This is a genomic window from Paraburkholderia sp., assembly GCF_047605525.1.
GTDB lineage: Bacteria > Pseudomonadota > Gammaproteobacteria > Burkholderiales > Burkholderiaceae > Paraburkholderia.
This window is the reverse complement of record NZ_JASGFN010000011.1, coordinates 75,665-98,485: the sequence shown is the minus strand read 5'-3', so window position 1 is coordinate 98,485 and position 22,821 is coordinate 75,665. Positions and strand designations below refer to the sequence as shown.

Annotated in this window: 23 protein-coding genes and 1 pseudogene; 14 read left to right on the top strand and 10 right to left on the bottom strand. The window is 63.8% G+C overall.

Annotated elements, in window-relative coordinates:
• The first annotated feature begins 269 nt into the window (after positions 1 to 269).
• The 7 genes from QM685_RS17290 (at position 270) to QM685_RS17260 (ending at position 6,683) form a co-directional block, all read left to right on the top strand.
• Complete coding sequence (locus tag QM685_RS17290; RefSeq protein WP_415117765.1) at positions 270 to 584, top strand: YXWGXW repeat-containing protein; 315 nt, start codon at positions 270 to 272, stop codon at positions 582 to 584.
• Between the two features lie 17 nt (positions 585 to 601).
• Positions 602 to 1,156 carry an RNA polymerase sigma factor gene (locus tag QM685_RS17285; RefSeq protein ID WP_415117593.1) on the top strand — a complete coding sequence of 185 codons (555 nt, stop codon included), beginning with the start codon at positions 602 to 604 and terminating at the stop codon, positions 1,154 to 1,156.
• Positions 1,157 to 1,169: 13 nt separating this feature from the next.
• A complete protein-coding gene (locus QM685_RS17280; protein ID WP_415117592.1) occupies positions 1,170 to 1,607 on the top strand; it encodes a hypothetical protein in 438 nt (145 codons plus the stop codon).
• Positions 1,607 to 2,113 (top strand): periplasmic heavy metal sensor, encoded by a 507-nt coding sequence (locus QM685_RS17275; protein WP_415117591.1) that lies wholly within the window; start codon positions 1,607 to 1,609, stop codon positions 2,111 to 2,113. The genes QM685_RS17280 and QM685_RS17275 overlap by 1 nt, the downstream gene beginning before the upstream one ends.
• A gap of 231 nt (positions 2,114 to 2,344) precedes the next feature.
• Entirely contained in the window at positions 2,345 to 3,793 is a 1,449-nt protein-coding gene (locus QM685_RS17270; RefSeq protein WP_415117763.1) for a DUF1800 domain-containing protein, read from the top strand.
• Between the two features lie 12 nt (positions 3,794 to 3,805).
• Positions 3,806 to 5,014 carry a DUF1501 domain-containing protein gene (locus QM685_RS17265; protein ID WP_415117590.1) on the top strand — a complete coding sequence of 403 codons (1,209 nt, stop codon included), beginning with the start codon at positions 3,806 to 3,808 and terminating at the stop codon, positions 5,012 to 5,014.
• Positions 5,015 to 5,060: 46 nt separating this feature from the next.
• Positions 5,061 to 6,683, top strand: coding sequence for a DUF3300 domain-containing protein (locus QM685_RS17260; protein ID WP_415117589.1), 1,623 nt, complete (start codon positions 5,061 to 5,063; stop codon positions 6,681 to 6,683).
• A 66-nt stretch (positions 6,684 to 6,749) separates the two neighbouring features.
• Here QM685_RS17260 and QM685_RS17255 read toward each other — a convergent pair whose 3' ends face one another.
• On the bottom strand, positions 6,750 to 7,286 hold the full coding sequence (locus QM685_RS17255) for a GlcG/HbpS family heme-binding protein (protein ID WP_415117588.1): 537 nt from the start codon (positions 7,284 to 7,286) through the stop codon (positions 6,750 to 6,752).
• 117 nt (positions 7,287 to 7,403) lie between these two features.
• Between QM685_RS17255 and QM685_RS17250 the strand changes: the two genes are divergently transcribed.
• Complete coding sequence (locus QM685_RS17250; protein ID WP_415117587.1) at positions 7,404 to 8,348, top strand: LysR family transcriptional regulator; 945 nt, start codon at positions 7,404 to 7,406, stop codon at positions 8,346 to 8,348.
• Between the two features lie 246 nt (positions 8,349 to 8,594).
• Here the strand turns inward: QM685_RS17250 and QM685_RS17245 are convergent, their stop codons facing one another.
• The 4 genes from QM685_RS17245 to QM685_RS17230 form a co-directional block, all read right to left on the bottom strand.
• On the bottom strand, positions 8,595 to 10,226 hold the full coding sequence (locus QM685_RS17245; RefSeq protein WP_415117586.1) for a tannase/feruloyl esterase family alpha/beta hydrolase: 1,632 nt from the start codon (positions 10,224 to 10,226) through the stop codon (positions 8,595 to 8,597).
• A 97-nt stretch (positions 10,227 to 10,323) separates the two neighbouring features.
• Positions 10,324 to 11,853 carry a M81 family metallopeptidase gene (locus tag QM685_RS17240; RefSeq protein ID WP_415117585.1) on the bottom strand — a complete coding sequence of 510 codons (1,530 nt, stop codon included), beginning with the start codon at positions 11,851 to 11,853 and terminating at the stop codon, positions 10,324 to 10,326.
• Between the two features lie 40 nt (positions 11,854 to 11,893).
• On the bottom strand, positions 11,894 to 12,772 hold the full coding sequence (locus tag QM685_RS17235; protein ID WP_415117584.1) for a polysaccharide deacetylase family protein: 879 nt from the start codon (positions 12,770 to 12,772) through the stop codon (positions 11,894 to 11,896).
• A gap of 17 nt (positions 12,773 to 12,789) precedes the next feature.
• Positions 12,790 to 14,076, bottom strand: a complete 1,287-nt coding sequence (locus QM685_RS17230) for an MFS transporter (protein ID WP_415117583.1) — start codon at positions 14,074 to 14,076, stop codon at positions 12,790 to 12,792.
• 133 nt (positions 14,077 to 14,209) lie between these two features.
• Here QM685_RS17230 and QM685_RS17225 point away from each other — a divergent pair, with 133 nt between their 5' ends.
• Positions 14,210 to 15,115, top strand: coding sequence for a LysR family transcriptional regulator (locus tag QM685_RS17225; RefSeq protein ID WP_415117582.1), 906 nt, complete (start codon positions 14,210 to 14,212; stop codon positions 15,113 to 15,115).
• 34 nt (positions 15,116 to 15,149) lie between these two features.
• On the opposite strand, the gene QM685_RS17220 is transcribed toward QM685_RS17225, so the two are convergent.
• From QM685_RS17220 to QM685_RS17210, 3 genes are all read right to left on the bottom strand, one after another.
• Complete coding sequence (locus tag QM685_RS17220) at positions 15,150 to 15,290, bottom strand: hypothetical protein (protein WP_415117581.1); 141 nt, start codon at positions 15,288 to 15,290, stop codon at positions 15,150 to 15,152.
• Between the two features lie 575 nt (positions 15,291 to 15,865).
• Entirely contained in the window at positions 15,866 to 16,408 is a 543-nt protein-coding gene (locus QM685_RS17215; protein WP_415117580.1) for a hypothetical protein, read from the bottom strand.
• 110 nt (positions 16,409 to 16,518) lie between these two features.
• Positions 16,519 to 17,013: a hypothetical protein gene (locus QM685_RS17210; RefSeq protein ID WP_415117579.1), complete on the bottom strand. Its 495-nt coding sequence runs from the start codon at positions 17,011 to 17,013 to the stop codon at positions 16,519 to 16,521.
• Positions 17,014 to 17,328: 315 nt separating this feature from the next.
• Between QM685_RS17210 and QM685_RS17205 the strand changes: the two genes are divergently transcribed.
• Positions 17,329 to 17,730, top strand: a complete 402-nt coding sequence (locus QM685_RS17205) for a helix-turn-helix domain-containing protein (protein WP_415117578.1) — start codon at positions 17,329 to 17,331, stop codon at positions 17,728 to 17,730.
• Positions 17,731 to 17,797: 67 nt separating this feature from the next.
• Here the strand turns inward: QM685_RS17205 and QM685_RS17200 are convergent.
• Positions 17,798 to 18,766: pseudogene (locus QM685_RS17200) on the bottom strand (pyridoxamine 5'-phosphate oxidase family protein); the annotation flags it as partial.
• A gap of 56 nt (positions 18,767 to 18,822) precedes the next feature.
• Complete coding sequence (locus QM685_RS17195) at positions 18,823 to 19,464, bottom strand: glutathione S-transferase family protein (protein ID WP_415117577.1); 642 nt, start codon at positions 19,462 to 19,464, stop codon at positions 18,823 to 18,825.
• A 120-nt stretch (positions 19,465 to 19,584) separates the two neighbouring features.
• On the opposite strand from QM685_RS17195, the gene QM685_RS17190 reads away from it, so the two are divergent.
• The 4 genes from QM685_RS17190 (at position 19,585) to QM685_RS17175 (ending at position 22,814) form a co-directional block, all read left to right on the top strand.
• Positions 19,585 to 20,496, top strand: a complete 912-nt coding sequence (locus tag QM685_RS17190; RefSeq protein ID WP_415117576.1) for a LysR family transcriptional regulator — start codon at positions 19,585 to 19,587, stop codon at positions 20,494 to 20,496.
• Between the two features lie 141 nt (positions 20,497 to 20,637).
• A complete protein-coding gene (purU, locus tag QM685_RS17185; RefSeq protein WP_415117575.1) occupies positions 20,638 to 21,513 on the top strand; it encodes a formyltetrahydrofolate deformylase in 876 nt (291 codons plus the stop codon).
• A gap of 219 nt (positions 21,514 to 21,732) precedes the next feature.
• Positions 21,733 to 22,131, top strand: coding sequence for a VOC family protein (locus QM685_RS17180; protein WP_415117574.1), 399 nt, complete (start codon positions 21,733 to 21,735; stop codon positions 22,129 to 22,131).
• Between the two features lie 65 nt (positions 22,132 to 22,196).
• On the top strand, positions 22,197 to 22,814 hold the full coding sequence (locus QM685_RS17175; protein WP_415117573.1) for a twin-arginine translocation signal domain-containing protein: 618 nt from the start codon (positions 22,197 to 22,199) through the stop codon (positions 22,812 to 22,814).
• Positions 22,815 to 22,821: the final 7 nt, after the last annotated feature.

Below are 22,821 nucleotides of genomic sequence, written 5' to 3'. Positions count from 1 at the left end.
CTGGAAGGGATGAAGGCGCGATACGCACGACAGTGCAACCCGCTATGAACTGCCGTGGATCAATGTCCTGTAAATCCGCTTTCCTACAAAAAATTTCCCGGCTTGCGACGGATGTTGCCCACATTCCCGGTTTAAAGGGCATTCCATGTACAAGAGCGATTTGCTGTCGCACCGGACACAACAACGTGACGGATAGCTGAAAGCAGAGCGAAACAGATATGAAATTAAAATCCTTGCGGCAATACCCGGAACGGGCTTCGGTAGTGAACATGCAGCGTGCGAAGTTCGTCGCTGAAACGGCGCTGGCTGCGGTACTGCTTTGCGTGAGCCTTGCATCCTGTGTCGTCGAGCCCGCACAGCCCGCCGTCGTGCATACCGCGCCGCCGCCGCCGCGCGCCGAGGTCGTGCCTGGGCCGCGACCCGGCTATATCTGGGCAGCCGGTCACTGGCGATGGGCACAGGGAGCTTACGTCTGGGAGCCGGGACATTGGGAAGCGGTGCGCGTTGGCTACCACTGGGTCCCCGGCCACTGGGCGGCACGCGGTCCGGGCTGGGTCTGGGTCGAAGGCCACTGGGCGCCCTGATCCGCGGTTACCGACAGGTGTTTCCACGAGATCCCGATGCGGCGCTGATCAGGCGGATCGCAGACGGTGACGAGGCTGCCGCAAAAATGTTCGTAACGCGCAAACTGCAGCGCGTGCTTGCGCTCGCGTATCGTATCTGCGGCGATCAGGCCGAAGCCGAGGATGTGGCGCAGGACGTTTTCGTGCGGGTCTGGAAATACGCGCGTAGCTGGAAGTCGGACGACGCGAAAGTCGATACGTGGTTGCACCGCATCGTGCTGAATGTGTGCCAGGACCGGCTCGCGGCCAGCCACCGGCGACACGAGAGCGGAGCAATGGAACTGGATGCGCTGGCCGACCAGGCACCCACGCCGGAAGACACGGCAGCCGGGCAGTCGATGCGCGCACGCATCTGGCAGGCGCTGCTGGCGTTACCCGTGCGACAACGCGAGGCGCTCGTTCTGACGTACTACCAGGAGCTGAGCAACGTCGAGGCGGCTGCCGCCATGCAGGTGAGCGTGGAAGCAGTCGAAAGCCTGCTTGCGAGGGCCCGGCGCACGCTGAAGCAGCGTCTGCTGGACATCGCTGGATGAAGGAGATATTCCCATGACTTCCGATGAGTTCAACCGCATGGTCCAGACATGGGGAAGTCGTCCCGAACGGTGGCCCGCCGCCCATCGGGAGGCGGCCCTTCGCTGTGCCGACGCGCTCGATCCCGCGGGTCGCGCGCTCCTTGATCGCCAGCGCCTGCTCGACGCGCTGCTCGACACGGTCGGGAGCCCGGAGGTCAATCCTGAACTGCGCGCACGCGTGATGGCTACCATTCCACCAGAACGAGCCTCTGTCGTGCGACGCCATCCGTGGTGGTCCGGCGCGGGCCTGGTCGGCGCGGCCACGATCGGCGTTGCAGCCGGCATGCTCTTCATGTCCCTGCTCCTGTCGCCGATCTCGCATGGCTTCCCGGTACCCGGATCACCCGAGGGCGCCGTGTCGTTCCGGCTCGATGCGTTCGCCGTGCCCGCAGCCGATCCGGAGGCAGACTGATGGCGCGCGGCAGGACCTGGCTGATCATTTCCGTGACGTTCAACGTCTTCCTCGTAGGCGGTATCGCCGGTGCGCTGTACCGGTGGATGGGCGACGAACACGCGATCATTGCCCAGCAGCATCGCAACATCCGGTTTGCCGCGGACGGCCTCCCGCCGCCGGACCGCAAGGCTTTTATCAATCTGCTCAGAGAGCAGCATCGCGATGCGATGCCGCTCGCAAAGGACGCGAGAGAGGGGCGCCGGAGCGTGGCGCAACTGTTCGTCGCACCGCAGTTCGACCAGCAGGCCATCGAGGCGGCACTCGCGCGAACCCGGGATGCCGATGTCGAGCAGCGCAAACGTCTCGAGGAAAGCATCGTGGCTTTCGCGGCGACGCTGCCGCTGGACGAGCGTATCCGGCTCGCTCAAGGACTGCAGCGTCGGGGATCTTTCCAGTTGCCCGCTTTGCCCGCGTCGACGGCGTCAGTCGCTTCGGCAGCATCAGCGTCCGCACCCGCGCGCTGAGCGGTCCCGTGACTCACAGTCTGTTACAAACAGGCCGACGGAGTTGTCACGCGGCGCCGGTTTAACAGTTGTCTTCTCTTTATCCCGACAACCATGAAAGCAGGTTTTCGCTACGCACGATGGATCGTGCCGGGCGTCGTACCGGTAGCGGCTGCATTGCTGCTCGCCGGCACTGCCGTATCCGCGACACCCGTGGCACATCCGCTGGCGACGTCCTTGCAGTCTTCTGACATCGGGGCATCGACGGGTACGGTTCTCGACAGCGACGACGCGAGATTCCTGCTCGAACGGACCGGTTTCTCGCCAGACCCGCGGCAAACAGCGGATTACGTCGGACTGAGCCGCGCACAGGCCGTCGACCGACTGCTCGCTACGACGCGCCAGACGGCGGTCACGCCGCTTCCCGCGTGGTTCGGTGAACCCATACCGACTCCTCAGGAACAACACGCCTGGACGCCGGAGGACAGGCAGGCACAGGCCACCGTGCGCGGCGAACGCTATCAGGATGCGCGAGCATGGTGGGTCAGGGAAATGCTCGTCACGCCTTCGCCGCTTACCGAACGCATGACGATGTTCTGGCACAACCATTTCGTCTCCGGTCAGGACAAGGTGCCGTGGCCGCAAACGATGCTCGCGCAGAACGTGCTGCTGCGCCGGGACGCGTTGGGCAACTTCGGAACGATGCTGCATGACATCGCGAAGGATCCGGCGATGCTGCAATACCTGGACGGCGCGAGCAACCGCAAGGGGCATCCGAACGAGAACTTCGCGCGCGAGGTGATGGAACTCTTCACGCTCGGCGAGGGCCATTACACGCAGCACGACGTCGCCGAGGCCGCGCGTGCCTATACCGGCTGGGGTCTCGACGGCAATCTGCAGTTCGTGTGGCGCCCCGCTGCCCACGACAACGGTCCGAAGACCGTCTTCGGCAGGACCGCGAATCTCGACGGCGACCAGATGCTCGACCTGCTGCTGGCCCGGCCGGAGACCGCGAACTTCGTCACAGCGAAGCTATGGCGCGAATTCATTTCCGATACGCCGGATCCCGCGCAGGTTGCGGTGATCGCCGATACGTTTCGCACGAGCCGTTACGACATCCGCGCGGTACTGCGCGCGCTCTTTCTCTCGCAGGCATTCTGGGACCAGGAGGGGAGGGGAACACTCGCACGCTCGCCGGTCGATTTCGTGATCGGCACGATCCGTTCGTTCGACGTCGGATACGGTTCGCCGCAGCAGTTGGCCAATACACTGCGTGGCCTGGGGCAGGACCTCTACGAGCCGCCGAACGTCAAGGGGTGGCCGGGCGGGCAGACCTGGATCAACAGCTCGACGCTGCTCGCGCGTGAACGTTTTGTCGAAGCTGTCCTGCGCTCGTCGGGCAAGGGCCCGGCAGGCGGCATGAATACGCAGCCGGTGCCGCGTCCCAACGGCCAGGCCACGGTCATGCCGGCCGCGATGAAACAACCGCCGCGTCCTGCCGGTGACGGTCTGCATTTCGATCCGGCGCGCTGGCTTGCCGAAGAGAATGCCTCGGTGACCGGCGTGCCCGACGCGATCACGCGCAGGCGGCTGGAGCGGGCGGTGCTGGCCACCCGTCCGGTCGAGCCGGTTTCCACCGACGACGACGGGCGGGCGCTGCTCGAGGCGCTGCTCACCGACCCCGCGTACCAGCTCAAGTAGGAGCATGCCATCATGAACCGCCGCCATTTCCTTCGGGCCGGTGCCGCTTCGTTCGGGGCCGCCTTCATGCAACCGGGGCTGTCGTTCGCTGCGACGCCGGCACATGTCCCGGACTACACGAGGTTGTTGATTCTCGTCGAACTGAAGGGCGGCAACGACGGCCTGAACACCGTCATTCCGTATGCGTCGCCGCACTACGCGCAGCTTCGTCCCACTATCGGCATCGCACGCGACCGGGTCATCCAGCTCGACGCGCAGACCGGCCTGCATCCGGCGATGCAGGCGCTGCTGCCGCTGTGGCAGCAGCGCGAACTGGCCATCGTGCAGGGCGTCAGCTATCCGGCGCCGAGCCTCTCGCACTTCCGCTCGATCGAGATCTGGAACACGGCCTCGGCATCGGACCAGTATCTCGGCACAGGCTGGCTCACGCGTGCGTTCCAGAAGAGGCCGGTGCCTCAGGGTTTCGCCGCTGACGCCGTGGTGGTCGGCAGCGCTGAAATGGGGCCGCTCGCCAATGGCGCGCACGCGATCGCGCTCGTCAATCCGCAGCAGTTTCTGCGGGATGCGCATCTGGCGCGGCCCGTCGATGCGCCGGCCGGCAATCCGGAGATGGTGCATGTGCTGGATGTCGAGCACGACATCCAGCGTGCCGCTGATCGTCTGCGCCCGGCCGATGGCCAGTTCGTATTGCACACGACGTTCCCGTCAGGGCAATTCGGCAATCTCGTCAGAACCGCCATGCAGGTCGTGGCGGCTTCCGAGACGCCCTCGGGCGGACGCGTTCCGGGGACGGGCGTTGCCGTCATCCGGCTCACGCTCAACGGATTCGACACGCATCACGACCAGCCCGCCCAGCAGGAGAACCTGCTCAGGCAGTTCTCCGAAGGCATGGCCGCGATGCGCAGTGCGCTCATCGGGATGAACCGCTGGAATTCGACGCTGATCATGACCTACGCGGAATTCGGCCGGCGCGCACGGGAGAACGGCAGCCGCGGCACCGATCACGGCACGGTGGCACCGCATTTCATCGCGGGTGGGGCAGTGGAGGGCGGCCTGTATGGCGTGCCGCCGGCGCTCGACCGGCTCGACGGCAACGGCAACCTGCCGGTGGGCGTCGATTTCCGCTCGCTTTACGCAACGGTCCTCGACCGCTGGTGGAGCATCGATTCGAGGCCCGTGCTGGGCGGGCGCTTCTCCACGATGCCAGTCATCCGGGCCTGAGCGGGCCCCTGAACAACAATGCAGATTCACAAACGAGGGAAAAATAATGAAGACAAGGCACCGTCCTGTACAAAGGTTGATCGCGTCGTCGCTGCTGATTTCGATGCTGGGCCTCAGTGCATGCGGGAAGAAGAATGACGACGCGGCGCAACCGGCACCTGCCGCCGATACGTCCGCGGCGAGCGTGACGCCGCCTGCATCGGCCGCCCAGCCGGCCTCGGCGACTCCCGTGGCCTATACGCCGCCCACGGCGGACCAGCTCTACCAGATGGTCGCGCCGATCGCGCTGTTTCCCGACAAGCTCGTCGCGCTGGTGCTGGCCGGCGCGACCTATCCGGACCAGATCACCGCAGCCAATACGTGGCTTGCGCAGAATCCGAACCTCAAGGGACAGGCACTCGCCACAGCCGCTGACCAGCAGCCCTGGGATCCGTCGGTGAAAGCGCTGACGGCGTTTCCCGCGGTGCTGTCCCAGATGGCCACGAACATCGCGTGGACCACGTCGCTGGGGCAGGCGTACTACAACGATCCGACCGATGTGCTGAATGCGATCCAGGTGATGCGCCAGCGTGCCCAGGCATCCGGTCATCTGCGCACTACTGGCCAGATGCGGGTGACCCAGGTCTCGCAGACCTCGGCGCCGGCGGATTACACGCCTGCGCCGAATGCGCCTGCCGTGTACGAAGGTCCCGCTGTCGTTCCACCGCCGCCACAGACCATCGTGATCGAGCCCGCGCAGCCGGACGTCGTCTACGTGCCTGCCTATAACCCCGCGGTCGTCTATGGTGCGCCGGTCGCGGTCTATCCGGGCTACGTCTATCACCCGCCGGTTTATGCACCGGGCGCCGTGGTCACCGCGGGCCTCATTGGATTCGGTGCTGCCGTGACGATTGGGGCTGTCTTCGGACACGTCGGCTGGGGCTGGCATGCCTGGGGCATGCACTGGGGTGGACCGCCCCCGGGTGGCCCCGGTGGTCCTGGCCCGGGCGGCTGGCAGCGCCCAGCGGTGGTCTATAACCACACGACTTACGTTTCGCGGTCGACCACCGTGATCAACCGGATCAACAACACCCACATTACGAACAACTACGGCAACACGGTGAACAACGCGTTTGTACACAATGGCACGCCGCAGGCCCCGATGGCGCAGATGCATGCGCAGCAGCCGGGACCCGGCGCGCATCCGTCCGCGCCGATGACGGTGCCGCATTTCAGCGCCAACGACGCGCGGCCCGGCGTACGTCCGTCTGCGCAGTACGGGCCGAATCATGCGAACGCGAATGCGATGGCGATGAATCACGCGGCCGAGTCGCACGGTAACGCGATGACGTCGCGCGCCCCGACCGAAGGACACATGGCGGGGTCCCCGCAGGTCGAACATCAGCCGGTGCCGCACCCGGCGCCACAGAATGCGGCGCAGTTCGGTCACAACGACGCGACACAGCATCCAGCCAATGCGGAACCCCATCCGCCGACGCAGCACGGCGAAGTGCACGACGAGGTTGCGAGGCCACCGGCGACCGCGCCTCGGGAGGACGCGCAGCAACATGCGGAGACGCATCCGCAGGCGCCGGCCCCGCAACCGCATCCCCAGCCATCCAGGCCGCATCCGCCGGCTCCCCATCCAGCCCCTCATCACGGCGAGCCGCATCGGCAACACCGTCCATGAATTTCGATGAGCGGGGCCTGAGATGATGCGAGGGTCCCGCACGACTAAGTCGAGCATTGCGCCGCTTCAACGGAATTCCTGTCGATATCTGTCGACGGCGGCCTGCGCGCAGGCTTCGTCCTTATCGCCACCCGGCGCACCCGACACGCCGATGCCGCCGATCACGGTGCGATCGGCCTTGCGCAGCGTCACGCCGCCAGGGATGAAGATCACTTCCGGAACGGTCGCCAGCACACCGCCATCGAGCGGGCCAGCTACCTTCGCGGCGATCAGTTCGCTGGTGGAGTCCTTGTTGAAGGCCAGACCGTAGGAATAGGCGGTGTAGGCCTTGCGATAGGAGACGGAAAGCGATTGCAGCGGCACCGAGTCACCTTTGATGACCGCCTGCTGGTGGCCCGACGGATCGACGACCGTCGCCGTGACCGAGTAGCCACGGCTGGCACACACGCGTACCGCTTCGCTGGCGAGTGCCTCGGCCGTCTGCCAACGTAACTTCTGCGTCATGACGAGGTTGGTGTCATCGGCGTGTGCCGAAGTTGCTGCGATCGCGAGCACCGTCGCGACGGCGGCCGTGACGAAGCGAAGTGTTCTGGAGTGGCTCATGTGGTTGGACTCCCGGGTCGGTGGGCGGCGTGTTGCGATGCAATAATTTTCTGCTGTCGACGCCCATCGGGAAATGGTTTAATCCCGGAAAGAGTTTTCGGAAAATCCCCGAAATCGATGCATGCGATCACCGAAATGGAAGTTTTCGTCGAAGTGGTACGGCAAGGCGGCTTCTCCGCCGCGGCGCGCTATCTTGGACTGGCGCCATCCGTCGTGGCGGATCGGGTGGACGGGCTCGAGAAACGGCTCGGCGTGCCGCTTCTTCTGCGTACCACGCGTCGGCAGTCGCTGACCGAGGCCGGGGAAGACTACTATCGGGATGCCAGTCGCATTCTCGACGACCTGCAAACGCTCGAAAGCCGGGTAATCGACAGCGCGACCGCCGTGCGCGGCACACTTCGCGTGACGGCGCCGAACCCGCTGGGACAGCGCTGGATCGCTCCGTTCGTCGAGCGGTTCGCGGCCAGCTATCCCGGCATCGCGATCCACCTGACGCTGGATGACCGCTTTGCGGACATCGTCGCGCAAGGCTTCGACATTGCGATCAGGGGAGGTCCTGTCGTCGATGCGAACCTCATCGGGCATCGCCTGTTCGAGACCCGACGCGTGGTCGTCGCGAGTCCCGCATATCTCGAGCGCTACGGAACGCCAGCCCAGCCTGAAGAACTTGCTGGGCACCGCTGCCTCGTTTTCAACACGCAACCGCATCTGCATGCCGAATGGCGTTTTGGCCGCGGCGCAGCCGCGAGAAAGCAGCGCGTGACCGGCGTGCTCGCCACGACCAGTTCCGCGTTGCCGGTCGCCTGGGCAATCGCGGGGCTCGGTCTTGCCCAGAAATCCTGGTGGGAAGTCGCCGAACATCTCGAAGCGGGACGACTGGTGACGGTGCTCGATGCTTTCGAACCTGAACCGGCAAGCTTTTATGCGATCCATCCGGTCAGCCGCAAACAGTCGCGCAAGGTGGCGTTGTTTGTTGAGGGGTTGGTGGAATCGTTTGTCGGTATGGATGGTGAGCCGCTTCAAAACCGTCGGAGGCAGTCAGGGCGAGCGCGGCCGCACTAGCCAGGCAAGCGAACGTTCATCCTGAGTGAAAACCTGACATCAAGATATAGCCACTACATCAAAACTGGTGATAATTTGTATTATGTCAAATTAACTCCAGAAGCCAATTTTCAAACATCGTTCGGTTTAACAGCGAGGCCCAACAAGCCAAGCGTCCGCCAACCACAAAGCATTGGCGTCAGCGCCCACGAGATCTCCCCCAATTTCACACCAGCCACCCGACCTATAAACCTTCACAGCAACACATCACACACATGACCAGCTTGCATCCGCATTAACATCGCCGCTGCCGTTGTAATGCGGAGCCTTCGGATAGAGGCAAACCGGCAAGCTGCGCCGCGTACCGCCACTCGTGAAGAAACTGTATGTCAGTTGCGTCGGCGCTTTCCCCTGCTCGACCCATCCGATGATGGCACTCGGCCAATCCACGAAGGCCGTCGGGTTGGTAATCTGACCCAGCGCATGTGAATTGCCCGGCACCATGAAAAGCCGTGTCCCCGTCGTCGGATCAGCCATGCCCATGCCTTGAATCAACGCTGTGAGCTTTGCATCGTTACGCGCGTGATCGTTCGGAGACAGCAGGTTATCGCCGAGGTCGTGCCAGGAGATCAGCTTCTTGCCCGATGCCACGAAACTCGCTATTGCCGTAAGGTCATGATCCGCGCCGATCGACTGGAGTCCAGCCATGATGACCGGATAGTCCGTATTCACGTCGAAGGTGGCTTGTCGGGCCGGTGTGAGCCACGCAGGGTCGCCCGTCGCAAGCAGCGCAAAACCACCGCCGAGCGCTCCGTATTGCGAACCGAAAACGGAGTAGTCGGACCAGTTCAGTCCTGAGTAGATGACGGTCCCATCGGTCAGCGTCAAGTTGGACTGGTACGTCCTGAAAGTCTCAACCTGCGCTGGCGTGAGGCAAATCGCGGGATCGGCGCTCGCCGTCGGCTGCCCGCATTGCAACTGCGCGGGATCAAATTTGCATGCCGCCGGGTTCGCCAGATAACCGTCGGTCGCCCCGTCCTGAGAATCGCAGGCGGCTACGGCCTTCTGATAAGCGGCCTGATACTGCGCCGTCGATACCGCGGCGGCCGTCGTGTTGCGTTGTCCGATCGTCAGCCAAAGGGCGGTCTGGCCGGACATGTCCTCCGTTTCGCATCCGGACACGATCCCGTCGAAGTCTTTGGGCCACCGCTGCGCCGCAATGTATCCTTCGCGGCCGCCATTCGAGCAACCATTGAAATAGCGATGTGTCGCCGGCTTGGCGAAAAACGCGTTGATCACCGCCTTCGCAAAGTCGAGCGTCGTGCCGACAGACTGATACGCGTAGTCGATCTGCGAGGCCCTGGCGTCCGCGGTTCCCGTGGCCCACACTGCCGGCGCGGCCTGCGCGGGAATGTTGGCGCGATTGCCGCCGTTCGACGCGGCGTAGACAGCGGCCCACTGCGCCAACGGCGGCGTGACCGCGGTGATGGTGTTGTTCGTCGTCGTGAAGGCGGACGGGATCGTGCCGTCAAAGCCGCCACCACCGGACTGCCAGTAGCGCCCCGACCAGTTATCAGGCACGTCCACTTCGATATCCAGAAACGGCGCGCGGGTTCCGCTCACCTTGCAAATGCCCGCTGTCGTCACATTCGATATCGGCTCAATCCGCGTAGCCGCCGTAATCGTCACCCCGGCAAGCGTTTGACCCTTCAGGGCCGAACAGGTCGCCGTGAGTTGCGCCGTCGTCGGTGCCGGCGAATTGACTTCAACGCTTCCTCCGCACGCGGCGACGAGTAGCGCTCCGCAGACAGGCACGAGCAGTACCGAAACCCTGTTCAGCCTGCCCTTTGTCAACCAGGCCAGATTACAAAGCCGATGCGCCGAACGACGTCTCAACATGGGGCTGTCTCCGATGGATCATGCTTTTGATAAACCGACCGGCCGGTCTATGTTTGGCGTCAAGCGTAAAGACAATACTTTTCCCGGAGAACGGGTGTTAACCCTGCACCGCCGGCGTCCACCCGATTGCTGCCTCCGCCAGCGTCTCCCTGTCGAGCGGATAGATCGGCCGTCGCAGTCGCCGGTACGGAAACGCCGCGTAATCCGAACTGCACACGCCCGGTCCCGCGACCATGACGATATGTCGCGCGATCGACTCGAAGCCCGCGCGGAAATGCTGGCGCGACTTGATCAGAATCGTGCGGCAGTGCTCCAGATCGATATTCGCGTGCGTGAAGACACCTGCGTCGAATGGCTCCTGCGGTTTCTCGCACACGACGATCTTCGATCCGTCGACCTCGAATACCGCGGTGCGTCCGAGGCTCAGTCGCATGCCGGTGAACATCGGGCCCGTCACCGTGTAGGTGCCGTCGGTCAGCGTGCGCACGCGGCCGGTCAGCCGCAGCGGCTCGCCCTTCAGGCCGATCGCCGGCATGTCGGTCCTGCCGCCGACATCGACGGTGAGCGTCGCGCCGACACCCGCGTCGAACAGTGCATCGACCGTTTGCGGGTCCCAGAACGGTCCGGCGACGACGTCGCGCATGCCGCGCGCGAGCACTTCGCGCAGCACCGTCATCACGTCGGTCGGACCGCCCGCGCCGCAGTTGTCGCCATGATCGACGAGCAGGACCGGGCCGTCGTCGAAGCGTTGCGCACGGTCGAGCGACACGTCGAGCGATTCGGGCGGATAGATGAAATCGGCACGGCGCTGCCACGCCATCGTCGCGAGTTCGTCGACGAGTTCGCGCGCGGCGGCCACGCGCGACGCGTCGGCGACCACCACGATCGACAGTGCGACGTGCGGTACGTCGGCGAGCGGAAAGCCGCCGAACACCGTTGCGTTGAGCACGTCGCCGGCGCGCTCGGCTGCCTTCGCGCGCTCGACGATGTCCTTCATCGGCTGCCCGGCAGGCGTTTGCCGCAGCATGTCCGTAAGCATCGGCAGCGCGCGCCACAGCACGACGGGCTTCGCGTCGCCGCGCAGCATCGCAACGAGCGTGCGCGCGGCGCGCTCGCCGGTCTCGTAGATATCGACATGCGGATACGTCTGATAACCCGCGATCGCATCGACGTGACGCACGAACGTCTCGCTCAGATTCGCGTGGAAATCGAGCGCGGCGCCGATCGGAACGTCTGGGGCGACGTCACGGATGCGTCGCACCAGTTCGCCTTCGGGATCGGCAAGCGATTCGGTCACCATCGCGCCGTGCAGATCGAGCAGCACGGCATCGCAGCCCTCGCCCACCGCCTCGACGATCGATCGCGCGATCGACTCGAACGCGGCGTCGGTGACGATACCGCTGGGCACGGCATTCGCGAGAATCGGCATGACGATCCGCGCGCCCGCTTCGCGCGCGATGCGGATGAAGGCCGCGGCGGCGCTCCTTGTGTTCTCGCACGCGCGGATCGCGTCGTCGCCGTAAGCGGGACCGGCCTGCTGCGTGCCGCGATCGAATTGCTTCAGATGAGTCTGGATCGGCGAAAACGTGTTCGTTTCGTGCCGCATCATGGCGATGACGATACGCATTGCTTCCTTGAAATGAGATCGGTGCTGACGTGAAAAGCAATTACGCGCGCACCCGCGGGACCGGCGCATAACGACCGAACGCGCGACCGTCCGCGAACGCCGCGGCGACGCGATCCATCCGTGCGAACTCGAGGCCCGGCGTGTCGAGCAGCGCGTCGAGCCAGCGTTCGAGCGCGAGCAGACGATGACCGCGCCCGATCACCTGCGGATGGAACGTGACCGTCAGCACACCGTCGTCGATGTCGCGCAGCATGTAGGTGACGTCGTCGGTCCAGTTGCGGAACATGTCGTCGGGACAGCGCAGCCCCGGAATCACGAGGCTGTTTTTCATGCGCAGATATTCGAGGTACGGATAGTCGTCGAGCGTCCAGCTGACCGGCATCTCGACGAGCGAGGTCGTTTCGCCGAACTGCATCGGACCGTCCGGCGGAATGCGGTCGCCGCGTCGGCAATAAAGCGGCGCGTAGTCGTGATTCATCAGACTGCTGTCGTAGCGCAGGCCGAGGCCGAGCATCAGATCGATCGTGCACGGCGACAGGTCCCACGACGGCGCACGGAATCCCGATGGCTTTTCGAGGCGCCGGCATTGCAGTTCGTACGAGCGAGCGAACATGTCGCGCTCTTCGCTCTCGCTCAACGCGCCGACGTTCTCGTGCAGATAGCCGTGCAATCCGATCTCGTGACCGGCGCGCAACACCGCTTCGCACGCGTGCGGATACGTATCGACAGTGTGGCCCGGAACGAACCACGTGCTCGTCAGACCGCGCTCGGCGAGCAGATGCAGGATGCGCCCGGCGGCGACCACGCCGAACTCACCGCGCGACACCGGCGTGGGTGTCGTCATCTGGCGCGCGGCCCACACGGACACCGCATCGAAATCGAAACTCAGACAGATCGTGCCTTTCCTCTGCGTCGTCATTGCCGTTGCCATTGCGCTCACCTCATCATCGGATTGGCCACGCCGCGCGCGCCCGGTGTTTCGTCGAATCGCACGAAACACAGCACCAGCAGCGCGGAAATGAACAGCAGCGCCATCATCACCATGAAGGTGGTGTGAAAGCTGCCGGTCTGCTCGATCAGCCAACCCGTGATGACCGGCGACGTGATGCCGGCCAGCGCGGTGCCGGTCGTGATGAAGCCGGTCGCGAGCGCGGGACGTTCGGGCAGCGCGTCGATCGGAATCAGCCAGAAGCACGCGCCCGCGAACCAGCCGATGCCCATGCCGAGCGTCACCGAAAGGATCGCGTTGAAGAGCGTCGGCTCAAAAATCACCGGTAGCATGCACAACGCCGTCAGCGCCATGCATACGCCGAGCACCAGCGAGCGCGAGCGGTATTTGCTGCCGGTGCGCCGATACAGCCGATCGACGAACCAGCCGCCCGCGAGCGTCGTGATCGTCGCGGCGAGCCAGGGCAGGCTCGACAGCATGCCGACGTGCAGGATGTCGATGTGATACGCGCTGAACAGATGCGCGGGCAGCCAGTAGACGAAGGTCCAGTATGCGTAGCCCCAGCCGAAGTACGCAAAGAACATCGCGACCAGCGCCTTGTTCGTGAACACGACGTGCCACGGGACTGATTTGTCGTCGCCGCGCGCGGCCACCCGGCCGCTTTCGATGTAGCGCAGCTCTTCGGCGCCGACTCGTGGATGCTGCGACGGCGAATCGCGAAAAAGCGCGACCCACACGACGACCCACACGAGCGTGCTCGCGGCGAGCGCATAAAACGCGAAGCGCCAGCCCTGGAATGCGATCAGCGAGGTCACGAGCGGCGCGCCGACCAGCAGACTGAACGGCACGCCGAGGCCGGTATAGAGGCTGATCGCGCGGCCCTGCTCGTGCTGCGGCAACCACTGCCCGACCGCGCGCGCGGCGGTCGGAAAACCCGGCCCTTCGGCGATGCCGAGAATCGCCCGGGCGAGCACGAGCATGCCGAGCCCCGTGCTCATGCCGATCAGCAGCGAGCTCACCGCCCACAGGACGCCGGACACCGTGCCGATCGCACGCGGCCCGAGACGATCGACGAGCATGCCACCGACGAAATTGAAGATCAGATAGCCGATCGCGAAGGTGCTCGTCAACAGGCCCCATTGCACCGGCGTGATGCGCAGCGCCTGCATCAACGGCCCGGCGGCATAGCCGATCGCGGAACGGTCGATGTAGTTGATGAACATGATGGCCGTCACCAGCACGACCACGACCCAACGATAGGCTCCCCGCCGCATGTCGCTCTCCTCCCGGTCATTCCAGCCGAGTCTGAAGCGCGTGCCGATAGTTGTCCAATATATAAAAAATTATTTATTCATATATAAACTGTATATCGATCGAACCTGGCGAGCGATACCGGAGACATGCCCCATGGACTTTCACAGGCTCAAATGTTTCGTTGCGGTGATGGAAGCGGGCAGCCTGTCGAAGGCTGCCGTCGAACTGAACATGACGCAGCCGCCGCTCAGCCTGCAGATCCGCAAGCTCGAGGACGAACTCGGCGTCACGCTGTTCGAGCGCGTCGGCAAGCGGCTGATTCCGACCGACACGGCGAAGCTGTTCTTCGATCGCGCGAAGGAAATTCTCATGTCGCTGAGCGAGTTGTCGGACGAACTGCGCGAAAGCCACGCCGGGCTGCGCGGCACGGTGGTGGTCGGATGCTCCACGGCGGCGAGTCTCTTCATCATCCCCGAAGTGATGAAGCGTTTGCAGAAGGACGCGGAACATATCGTCGTGCGTGTGCGCGAGGGCGAAACGAACTATGTGATGAACGAGCTGCGGCACCAGCGCGTCGATGTCGCGATCGTACGGACGATTTTTCAGGCGGAAGATCTGCAGGTCGTGACGCTGTTCGAAGAACCGCTGATGCTTGCGCTGCCGCCGCGTCATCCACTCACGCGCAAGAAACGCGTCACGATCGGCGATCTGCGCAACGAGCGCTTTCTGCTGCATGCGACGACGCACGGCCAGGGCATCTCCGATCAGATCATCGAACAGTGCCACCTGAACGGCTTTTCGCCGCACGTCACGTATTGGGGATCGGAGACACTGCCGATGTTGCTGATGGTGCGGCAAGGGCTCGGCATTTCGTTCGCTCCGCGCAGTTTTCGCCATATCCGCAGCGCGGTACTGCCGAGTCTGATCGCGATGAGCGAGCCGCAACTGCGCACGCGGCTTTCGCTCGTGACGTTGAAGGACCGCTATCGGACAGCGGTGACGTCGCGGTTTCTGCAGACGACGTCGGAGGTGATTGCGGCGATGCGTGAAAACGACTGAACAGGTTCGTGGCGGAGCGACCCCTGCCACACGATCAATCCACGAAACAGCGATGTCCCTCCGGCCCCGGATGCGTGCCCGGCGGACACACCAGGCCGGTGCGCGCCGACTCCACGCACCCGCTCACCAGCACGACGAACAGGCAGGCGATACCAATAGCGACGGATTTCTTCATGATCGAATCCCTATGAAAGATTGAACGGCCAGCGTTTGAAGACACCAACCTGGGCTTAAACGCGATCGCCGCTCCTTTCCGTCGGTTTTGATCCGTTGCTTTTCGCAAGTATTTGTAACGTCGGCTGAAAGGCCGCGGCGCTTCGTCATACAACCTGCCCTGCCGGACTATTTAAAAACCAGTTTGACGATTTTTTGCCCATTTTCTGACCCGTCAAATTTTCAGAAAAGTCCCGTAACGGCAAATTACGCACTGCCGCAAGCATCCGTTTACGAATGCTACCGGCTCGCGGCGGCGTGTCCGCAACATAGCGGCATCGTCGCGCAATGGCTGCCACTGCCCGACGCAGAATGAAGAAGATACGCGTTCGCTAAGTCAGCGCTTTATCGCGGTGTTTCCGCACGCCGCGCTATGGACCATCGACTACACGAGATGCTGCTGACAGAATCGATGGAGCAGTTCGAACTCGACATGCCGCGCATCGAGGCACAGCTTTACGTATAACCGTGTTTTACGTCGCCCGGCCGCCGCCGGTTTTCCTGAGTCAAAGAAGATCGTGGTGGTCCAGATCCGCCCTACCGAGCCCCCCGGCACGACAGCGCACTCATCGCCGGTCGTGCCGTTGTCTTGCCGACCGTTGCATGCGCAAGCGGATCGTCATTCCAGCCTTCGGTGGGACCTTGCTGCACACTACGCGTCGAAACACGCGCATTGCCCGGCTCGCCGATCCAGTCGCCGGCATTCACGCTTGCCGCCGTCCGCGCCGCATGTTCGAAAACGCGTCTGCGCTCGGCCTCGGCAATCAGGCGTTTCTTTATCGTCGAGCGCCCGGCCGACGCGAAGCCCATCACCTTTTCGTATTCTCTGGGCCTGCCGCGTCTGAAGCGATTGAAGAAATCGTCGCCGGGGAGACCGTTGTCGAGACTCATCAGGCAGCCGTAGTCGAGCGCCGCGCAGTCGCTGAGCGAGCGCGCCGCATCCTCCAGTGCCCGATAACGGCTATGCAGCGGTTCGCCGCGGCCGAAAAGCGCATGCAGCTGCTGATAAGTGACGAGCTTCCTGCGTCTTGCGGCATGCAACAGCATCGCAGCGATATCCCTGGTCCTGTCGATGTTCATGTCGTTCTCCTTGCCGTACGATTGCAACGTCCAACGGCAGCGGATGACCGTCGCCGATAAACCGCCGCCCGCAACCCTGTCTCCTCAGTGCACGGTATGACTGTGTTTCTTCACAAAGGGCGCCGCGCGGCCGACGTCGCGCACACAGTCAATGCGGCGATCGCCTGATGCGCTTGTACGTGCGTCGTGTCGCGCCTCGGAAAGCCAGCGTGGCCGTGGCCTGAAAACTGGCCGTGCTTTTCAACCGGTATCAGCGTAGTCGGGCCAAACGGCACCTTGGAGCGCGGCACGAAATCGTTGCCATACCTGTCGAGCCTAAAAAGACCCAGCGTAAAGTAATTCCGGATATTGCAGAAGACCGCCCAATTAAGCGGATTGTTACTCCGATTGGCATTCCAGAACGATAAAGACCGGAAAATGCGTTGCCGTGTCCGCACCTTGTAGGTAAACCCCCGGGCAATATCGCTCCCTGCATCGAAAAATGCATTTAAAACACATTCATGAATCAGAGGGCATCGCGTTAAAACGACCTGACGCCAAGACATGCCGCCCAGGCAAAAAAGCACCAGACGTAAGGAACCGCGCGACTTGTAGGTATGGAACATACCGAAGCAATCGCGGCTGGTGGGTATACCTGCTAAAGATACCAAATGTTTAAATCGGTTTAACGAGGTTAGCAAACGTTATTTGCAACCGCAAGGGAATCTTTATGTTCCAGAAAGAAAAATTTCCAAACACCAACGGCCGTGCTCGATGAGCATATCACGTGTATGTCTATCGAATAAAAAAGCCGATTGTTTTTTTAATTCACCGGACACAGCCAAAGGCTTTTCGATTATCTGTAATTTATGCGACTACTCTTTGTAGACCTCTAAAATTCATTGCATTGCGGTAAGCGAACCCAACCGCGGAGTGCTGCGATGCCCAGACCAAATGACGATTTGCCGACCGTCGCACGGCGCCTCGCCGCTGGACAGAAGCTGCTCGACGGCATGCCGGTGGCGCAGGTCGCGAAGGAAATGGGCATGGCAAAAACGACGGTCGAGCGGTATCGCAAGTTGCTGGACGAAGGCGGCCTCGAAGCACTGAGAAACATGAGTGTCGGCGGGCGCCATTCCGCGCTGGATATGACCGATCTCGAATGGCTTGCGCAGGCGCTGAGAGGTTCGCCGCGAGACTACGGTTTCGATGCCGACGGCTGGAGCAATGCGAGGATGCGGGAACTTATAAACCGGCAGTTCGGTATTTCGTATTCGCGAGTCTATGTGTGGCAACTCGCCACGCGGCTTGGCGTGTCTTATCGGCTCATCAGGAACGGGTAGCGAAAGCGGCCTCGTTGCCGCGCATGCAACGGCGCGCCGACCGTGACGCTCGTCATGCGCTTTGACGCGCCTTCGGCAGAAACTGCGGCGCCAGCTCTGCTTCCGACCACCGCAACGGCAACGCGCCGCGGCTGCGCCGCACTTCGTTCACGTGAAAGCGCACGAGTCGTTGCGCGCCTGCAAACGCGGCCAGTTCCGCACCGTCCCAGACGATTTCCGCGCGTACCGCGAGATACAGCAGATCGCCGTTTGCGAAATCGATAAACAGCAGACCCGCGCGCGGATCGTGCACGAGGTTGCCGATCGTATTGAAGAAGCGGTTGCCGCTGTAGTCGGGCGTGGTCAGCGTGTTCGCGTCGTCGACGCGTACGAAGCCCGGCGCGCCGCCGCGATGCGATACATCGACGCCGCGCGCGAGCCCTGCTTCTTCGCTCAGATTCGCACTGGCGATGAAAAACGTGTCCGCGCGCGCCAATAACTCGCGATCAGCCGCGTCGAGCCGGGTGGCGATGTCGGGCTGCGCATGCGCAACGGCAACGTCCGGTGCAATAGAAAACGGTGTGCGGCTCTGGATGTACTTTGGACAATTGCCGAAGCTCTGCGTCACTTCGATCAGCATCGAGTCGCCTTCCACCGCTTTGACGACGCCATTGACGCGATTGCGACGCCGCGTGCGCGGCTCGATGCCGAGGCCGCCGAACATTGCTCCTTCGCGCCAGCCATCGGCAAGCGGATCGCCGGGCAACGCGCCGCCTTCGATGCGCAGCGTGCGCTCGTCCGGGGACGACACGAAACCCGGCGCGTCGGCCCGCGGCGTCGCCCACGGCTGACCGCCCGCATCCACGCCGCCGATCACGAAGAACGGCTGCTCGGCAAAGAACGCGCGATGCTGCTCCAGCATGAAACGGCGAATCCCCCGACGTCCCATCGCATCCGCCGCGCCGCGCACGCCCGCGCGTTCCTGCGCGGCCTGCTCGCCGGCATGAAACGGCGAAGCGTCGACGCCCCAGCCATTCAGCGGAACAAAGTCGGACATGGTCGGACTCCTCGTGCAAAGACCGTCGCGGGCGGAAAACGCGCGACGCTCAGTCGTCAGTCGGCAAGCAGGCCCGCTTTCGTCGGCTGCATCGCGACGAAACGCGGCAACGCCTCCACGCGACGCAGCCACGCGCGAATATACGGGTACGGCTCCAGTGACACGCCGCCTTCCGGCGCGTGCGCAATATAGGTGTGCGCGGCGACATCGGCGATCGTCGCGTGATCGCCGGCCGCGAACGGCTTGCCGGCGAGCTCGCGGTCGATCACGTCGAACAGCTTCACCGCGATGGCCTGCGCATTCCGATGATCGAGCGGCGCGCTGAACACGGTCACGAGCCGCGCGGCACATGGCCCGTACGCGATCTGGCCCGCGCACAAAGACAGCCAGCGCTGCACCGCCGCGGCGCCGCGCGGATCTTCCGGCAGCCATGATGCGTCGCCGTAGCGCTTCGCCAGATAGATCAGAATCGCGTTCGAATCGAACAGCGTCACGTCGCCGTCCTGAATCGTCGGCACCTGTCCGAACGGATTCAGCGCGAGGTACCCGGGCGTGCGATTGTCGCCGGCCTTCATGTTCAGCTCGACGATTTCGAACGGCAGATCGAGCAGGCTCATAAACAGCCTCACGCGATGGCCGTGCCCGGAAAGCAGCGTCGTGAACAGCCTGATCGGCTGGGCGGGTCTGGCGGCGGGCATGGCGGGCTCCATGAGGGATGAGGTGAGCAATGACGGATACCGCGAGAATAGGCGTAGGTGCTGTCGCGCGGAAGCCCGATAATCCGGGAAACACAGTCAAGCGAGGATGGACAATCGACCATGGCCGATGTGCGCAACGTCAACCTGAACCGCCTCGCGGTTTTCGTCGCGGTGGTCGACGCGGGCTCGCTGAGCGCCGCGGCCACGCGGCTCGGGCTCGCCAAAACGATGGTCAGCACGCATATGCAGCGGCTCGAGGCCGAAGTCGGCGCGAGCCTGCTCGTGCGCACGACGCGGCGGCTCGGCGTCACCGAAGCGGGCCGCGCGTTTTACGAAGCGAGCGTGAAGATCCTGCACGCCGCCGAAGACGCGCTCAATGCGGTCAGCGGCGAAACCGCGCCGGTGCGCGGCACGCTGCGCGTGAGCGCGCCGATCGATTACGGCGCGCTCGCCGTCGCGCCCGCGCTGGTCGAATTGCGGCGCGCGCATCCGCAACTCGATATCGAGCTGCTGGGCAGCGACCAGTACGTCGATCTGATCGCCGACGGCATCGACGTGGCGATCCGGCTCGGACGTCTCGCGGATTCCAACTATCGCGCGGTCAAGCTCGGCAGCTACGTCAAGTGGCTCGTCGCGAGTCCGGAATTCGTGCAGACGTGGGGGATGCCGCGCGCGCCGGCCGATCTGGCGGCGCTGCCCTACTGCGCGTTGTCGGTGCTGCCGCGCCCGCTCACACTCGATCTGCGGCACGTCGACGGCCAGAGCGCCAGCGTGCGCTGCGCAGCCGCATTGCTCGTCGACACCGCCGACGCCTGCCGCGCGGCGACGCTCGCGGGCGGCGGCGTCGGCCTGTTGACGGACTTTTCGATCGGCGGCGACGTCGCCGCCGGACGGCTGATCCGGCTCCTGCCGGAATGGGCGAGCGCGCCCGCGAGCATTCAGGCCGTGTTTCCGCCGACCAGTCATCCGCCGGCGAAGGTGCGCGCGTTGATCGATACGCTCAAGCGCCGGCTGGCCGTGGAAAGGGCCTAGAACGAATGCCGCTTGCCCTGGCGCGCCCGTTCCATTGCGACGGCGGTTAGCTTCTATCCACGCAATCGGCCGGTTTGCTCTACTGCGACGATGATGCGCGCCGCGTCCCGTGGCGTCGCCTTACGTCAACGTGGAGCGCCCATGTCCGTGATGTCCCGTCCCGCTCAACTGGTTCTCACCGTCGCGTGCCCGAGCGCGGCGGGCCAGGTTGCCGCCGTCGTCGGCTTTCTCGACCGGCACCATTGCTATGTCGACGAACTCACCGTATTCGACGACGAACTCAGCGAGCGCTTCTTCGTGCGCTGTGTCTTTCATCGCGTCGATCACGACGGCGCGCTGCACGTTCCCACGCTGAAAAGCGAATTCACGCCGATCGCCGAACGCTTCCGGATGATGTGGGCGATACACGACCTCGCTGCCCGGCCGAAGGTGCTGATCATGGTGTCGAAACTCGAACACTGTCTCGCCGACCTGCTGTTTCGCTGGCGCATGGGCGAGCTGAAAATGGACATCGTCGGCATCGGCTCGAATCATCGCGATCTCGAACCACTCGCAGTGCAACACGGCCTGCCGTTCCATCATTTGCCGATCACCGCGAACACGAAGCCGCAGCAGGAAGCGCGTCTCGTCGAGCTGTTCGAAACGTCCGGCGCGGAGCTGCTGATTCTCGCGCGCTACATGCAGATCCTGTCCGCCGAAACGAGCCGCGCGCTCGCCGCGCGCGCGATCAACATCCACCATTCGTTTCTGCCCGGCTTCAAGGGCGCGAAGCCATACCATCAGGCTCATGCGCGGGGTGTCAAACTGATCGGCGCGACCGCGCATTTCGTCACCGACGATCTCGACGAAGGTCCGATCATCGAGCAGGAAGTGGAACGCGTCGATCACTCGTACAGCCCCGAGCGCCTGCTGGCCACCGGACGCGACGTCGAATGCATCACGCTCGCGCGCGCGGTCAAGGCGTTCGTCGAGCGGCGCGTGTTCATCAACGGCGATCGCACCGTCGTGCTGCGATAGGCGGAAAAACGCCGCCGTGCAGCGTGATGGGCCGGAAATTCGCGGCTTGCTGCGCCGCAACTCGCGGAACATGCCGCCTGCCGCCCAGATCGCTATAAGGGCTAGTCCCGATGCGGATTTAGCCGGCCATTACCTGCCTTCCGTCCGCGCGCCTAAACTGACGTTACCGCGTGCAACGCACGTCAGCCGCGCTGCCCCGACCGCGGACGGAGGAGACACATGCCCAAGCTCATTCACACGATGATTCGCGTGCGGGACCTGGCGCGCTCGCTGGATTTCTACGAGAAAGTTTTCGATTTCAAGGTCTCGCACCGGCTCGACTTCCCCGATTTCACGCTCGCCTATCTGCGCAACGACGAGGCCGACACGGAAATCGAACTCACGTGGAACAAGGGACGCGCCGAGCCGTATTCGCATGGCGACGGCTACGGCCACGTGGCCTTCGTCGTCGACGATGCGAAGGCCGACCGGCAGCGCCTTCTCGACCAGGGCCTCGCGCCGAACGATCTGCGCGAATTCCATGCGGACGACGGCTCGCTGATCGCCCGTTACTTCTTCATCCAGGACCCCGACGGCTACAAGATAGAAGTGCTGGAAAGACACGGGCACTATCGCTAGCGACCGTGCGCTGCATCATGCCTGTGCGCTGCATGGCATGAGATCCATAAAAGTAGGAGACAACCATGACCCCCACGATCATACCGATCGCTCGCGACCCGGACGGGCGCGCGGTCGAAAGCGCGATGCGCATCAGGCTCACGCGTCGGGAACTGCTCAAAGGCACGGGCGTGCTGACCGGCACGCTGGCGCTGTCGTCCACGCTCGCGATGCTGGCGCCGAGCCGCGTATGGGCGCTCGAACTGCAAGGCCTCGACACGCACCAGGGCAACGTGCTGCTCGCGTTCACGCGCCAGCTCTATCCGCATGCGACGCTCGACGACGCGGTCTACGCGCTCGTCGTCAAGGATCTCGACGCGAAGGCGCGGAAGGATCCCGCCGTGCGCCAGCAACTGGCCGACGGCGTCAAACAGCTCGACGCCGGCGCCGGCGGCGCGGACTGGTCGAAGCGCGACAGCGCGGCGCAGGCGCGCGACGTCGCCGCGCTGGCCGGCACGCCGTTCTTCACGACGGTGCGCAGCACCGCCATCGTGTCGCTGTACAGCAATGAAATGGCTTACCAGCACTTCGGCTACGGCGCATCCGAGGGCGACGGCGGCTACCTGCACAAGGGCTTCAACGATCTGTCCTGGCTGCCCGATCCCCCGGCCGACGAAAGCGGCCCGCTTCCGAAAGACAGCTAAGGAGACC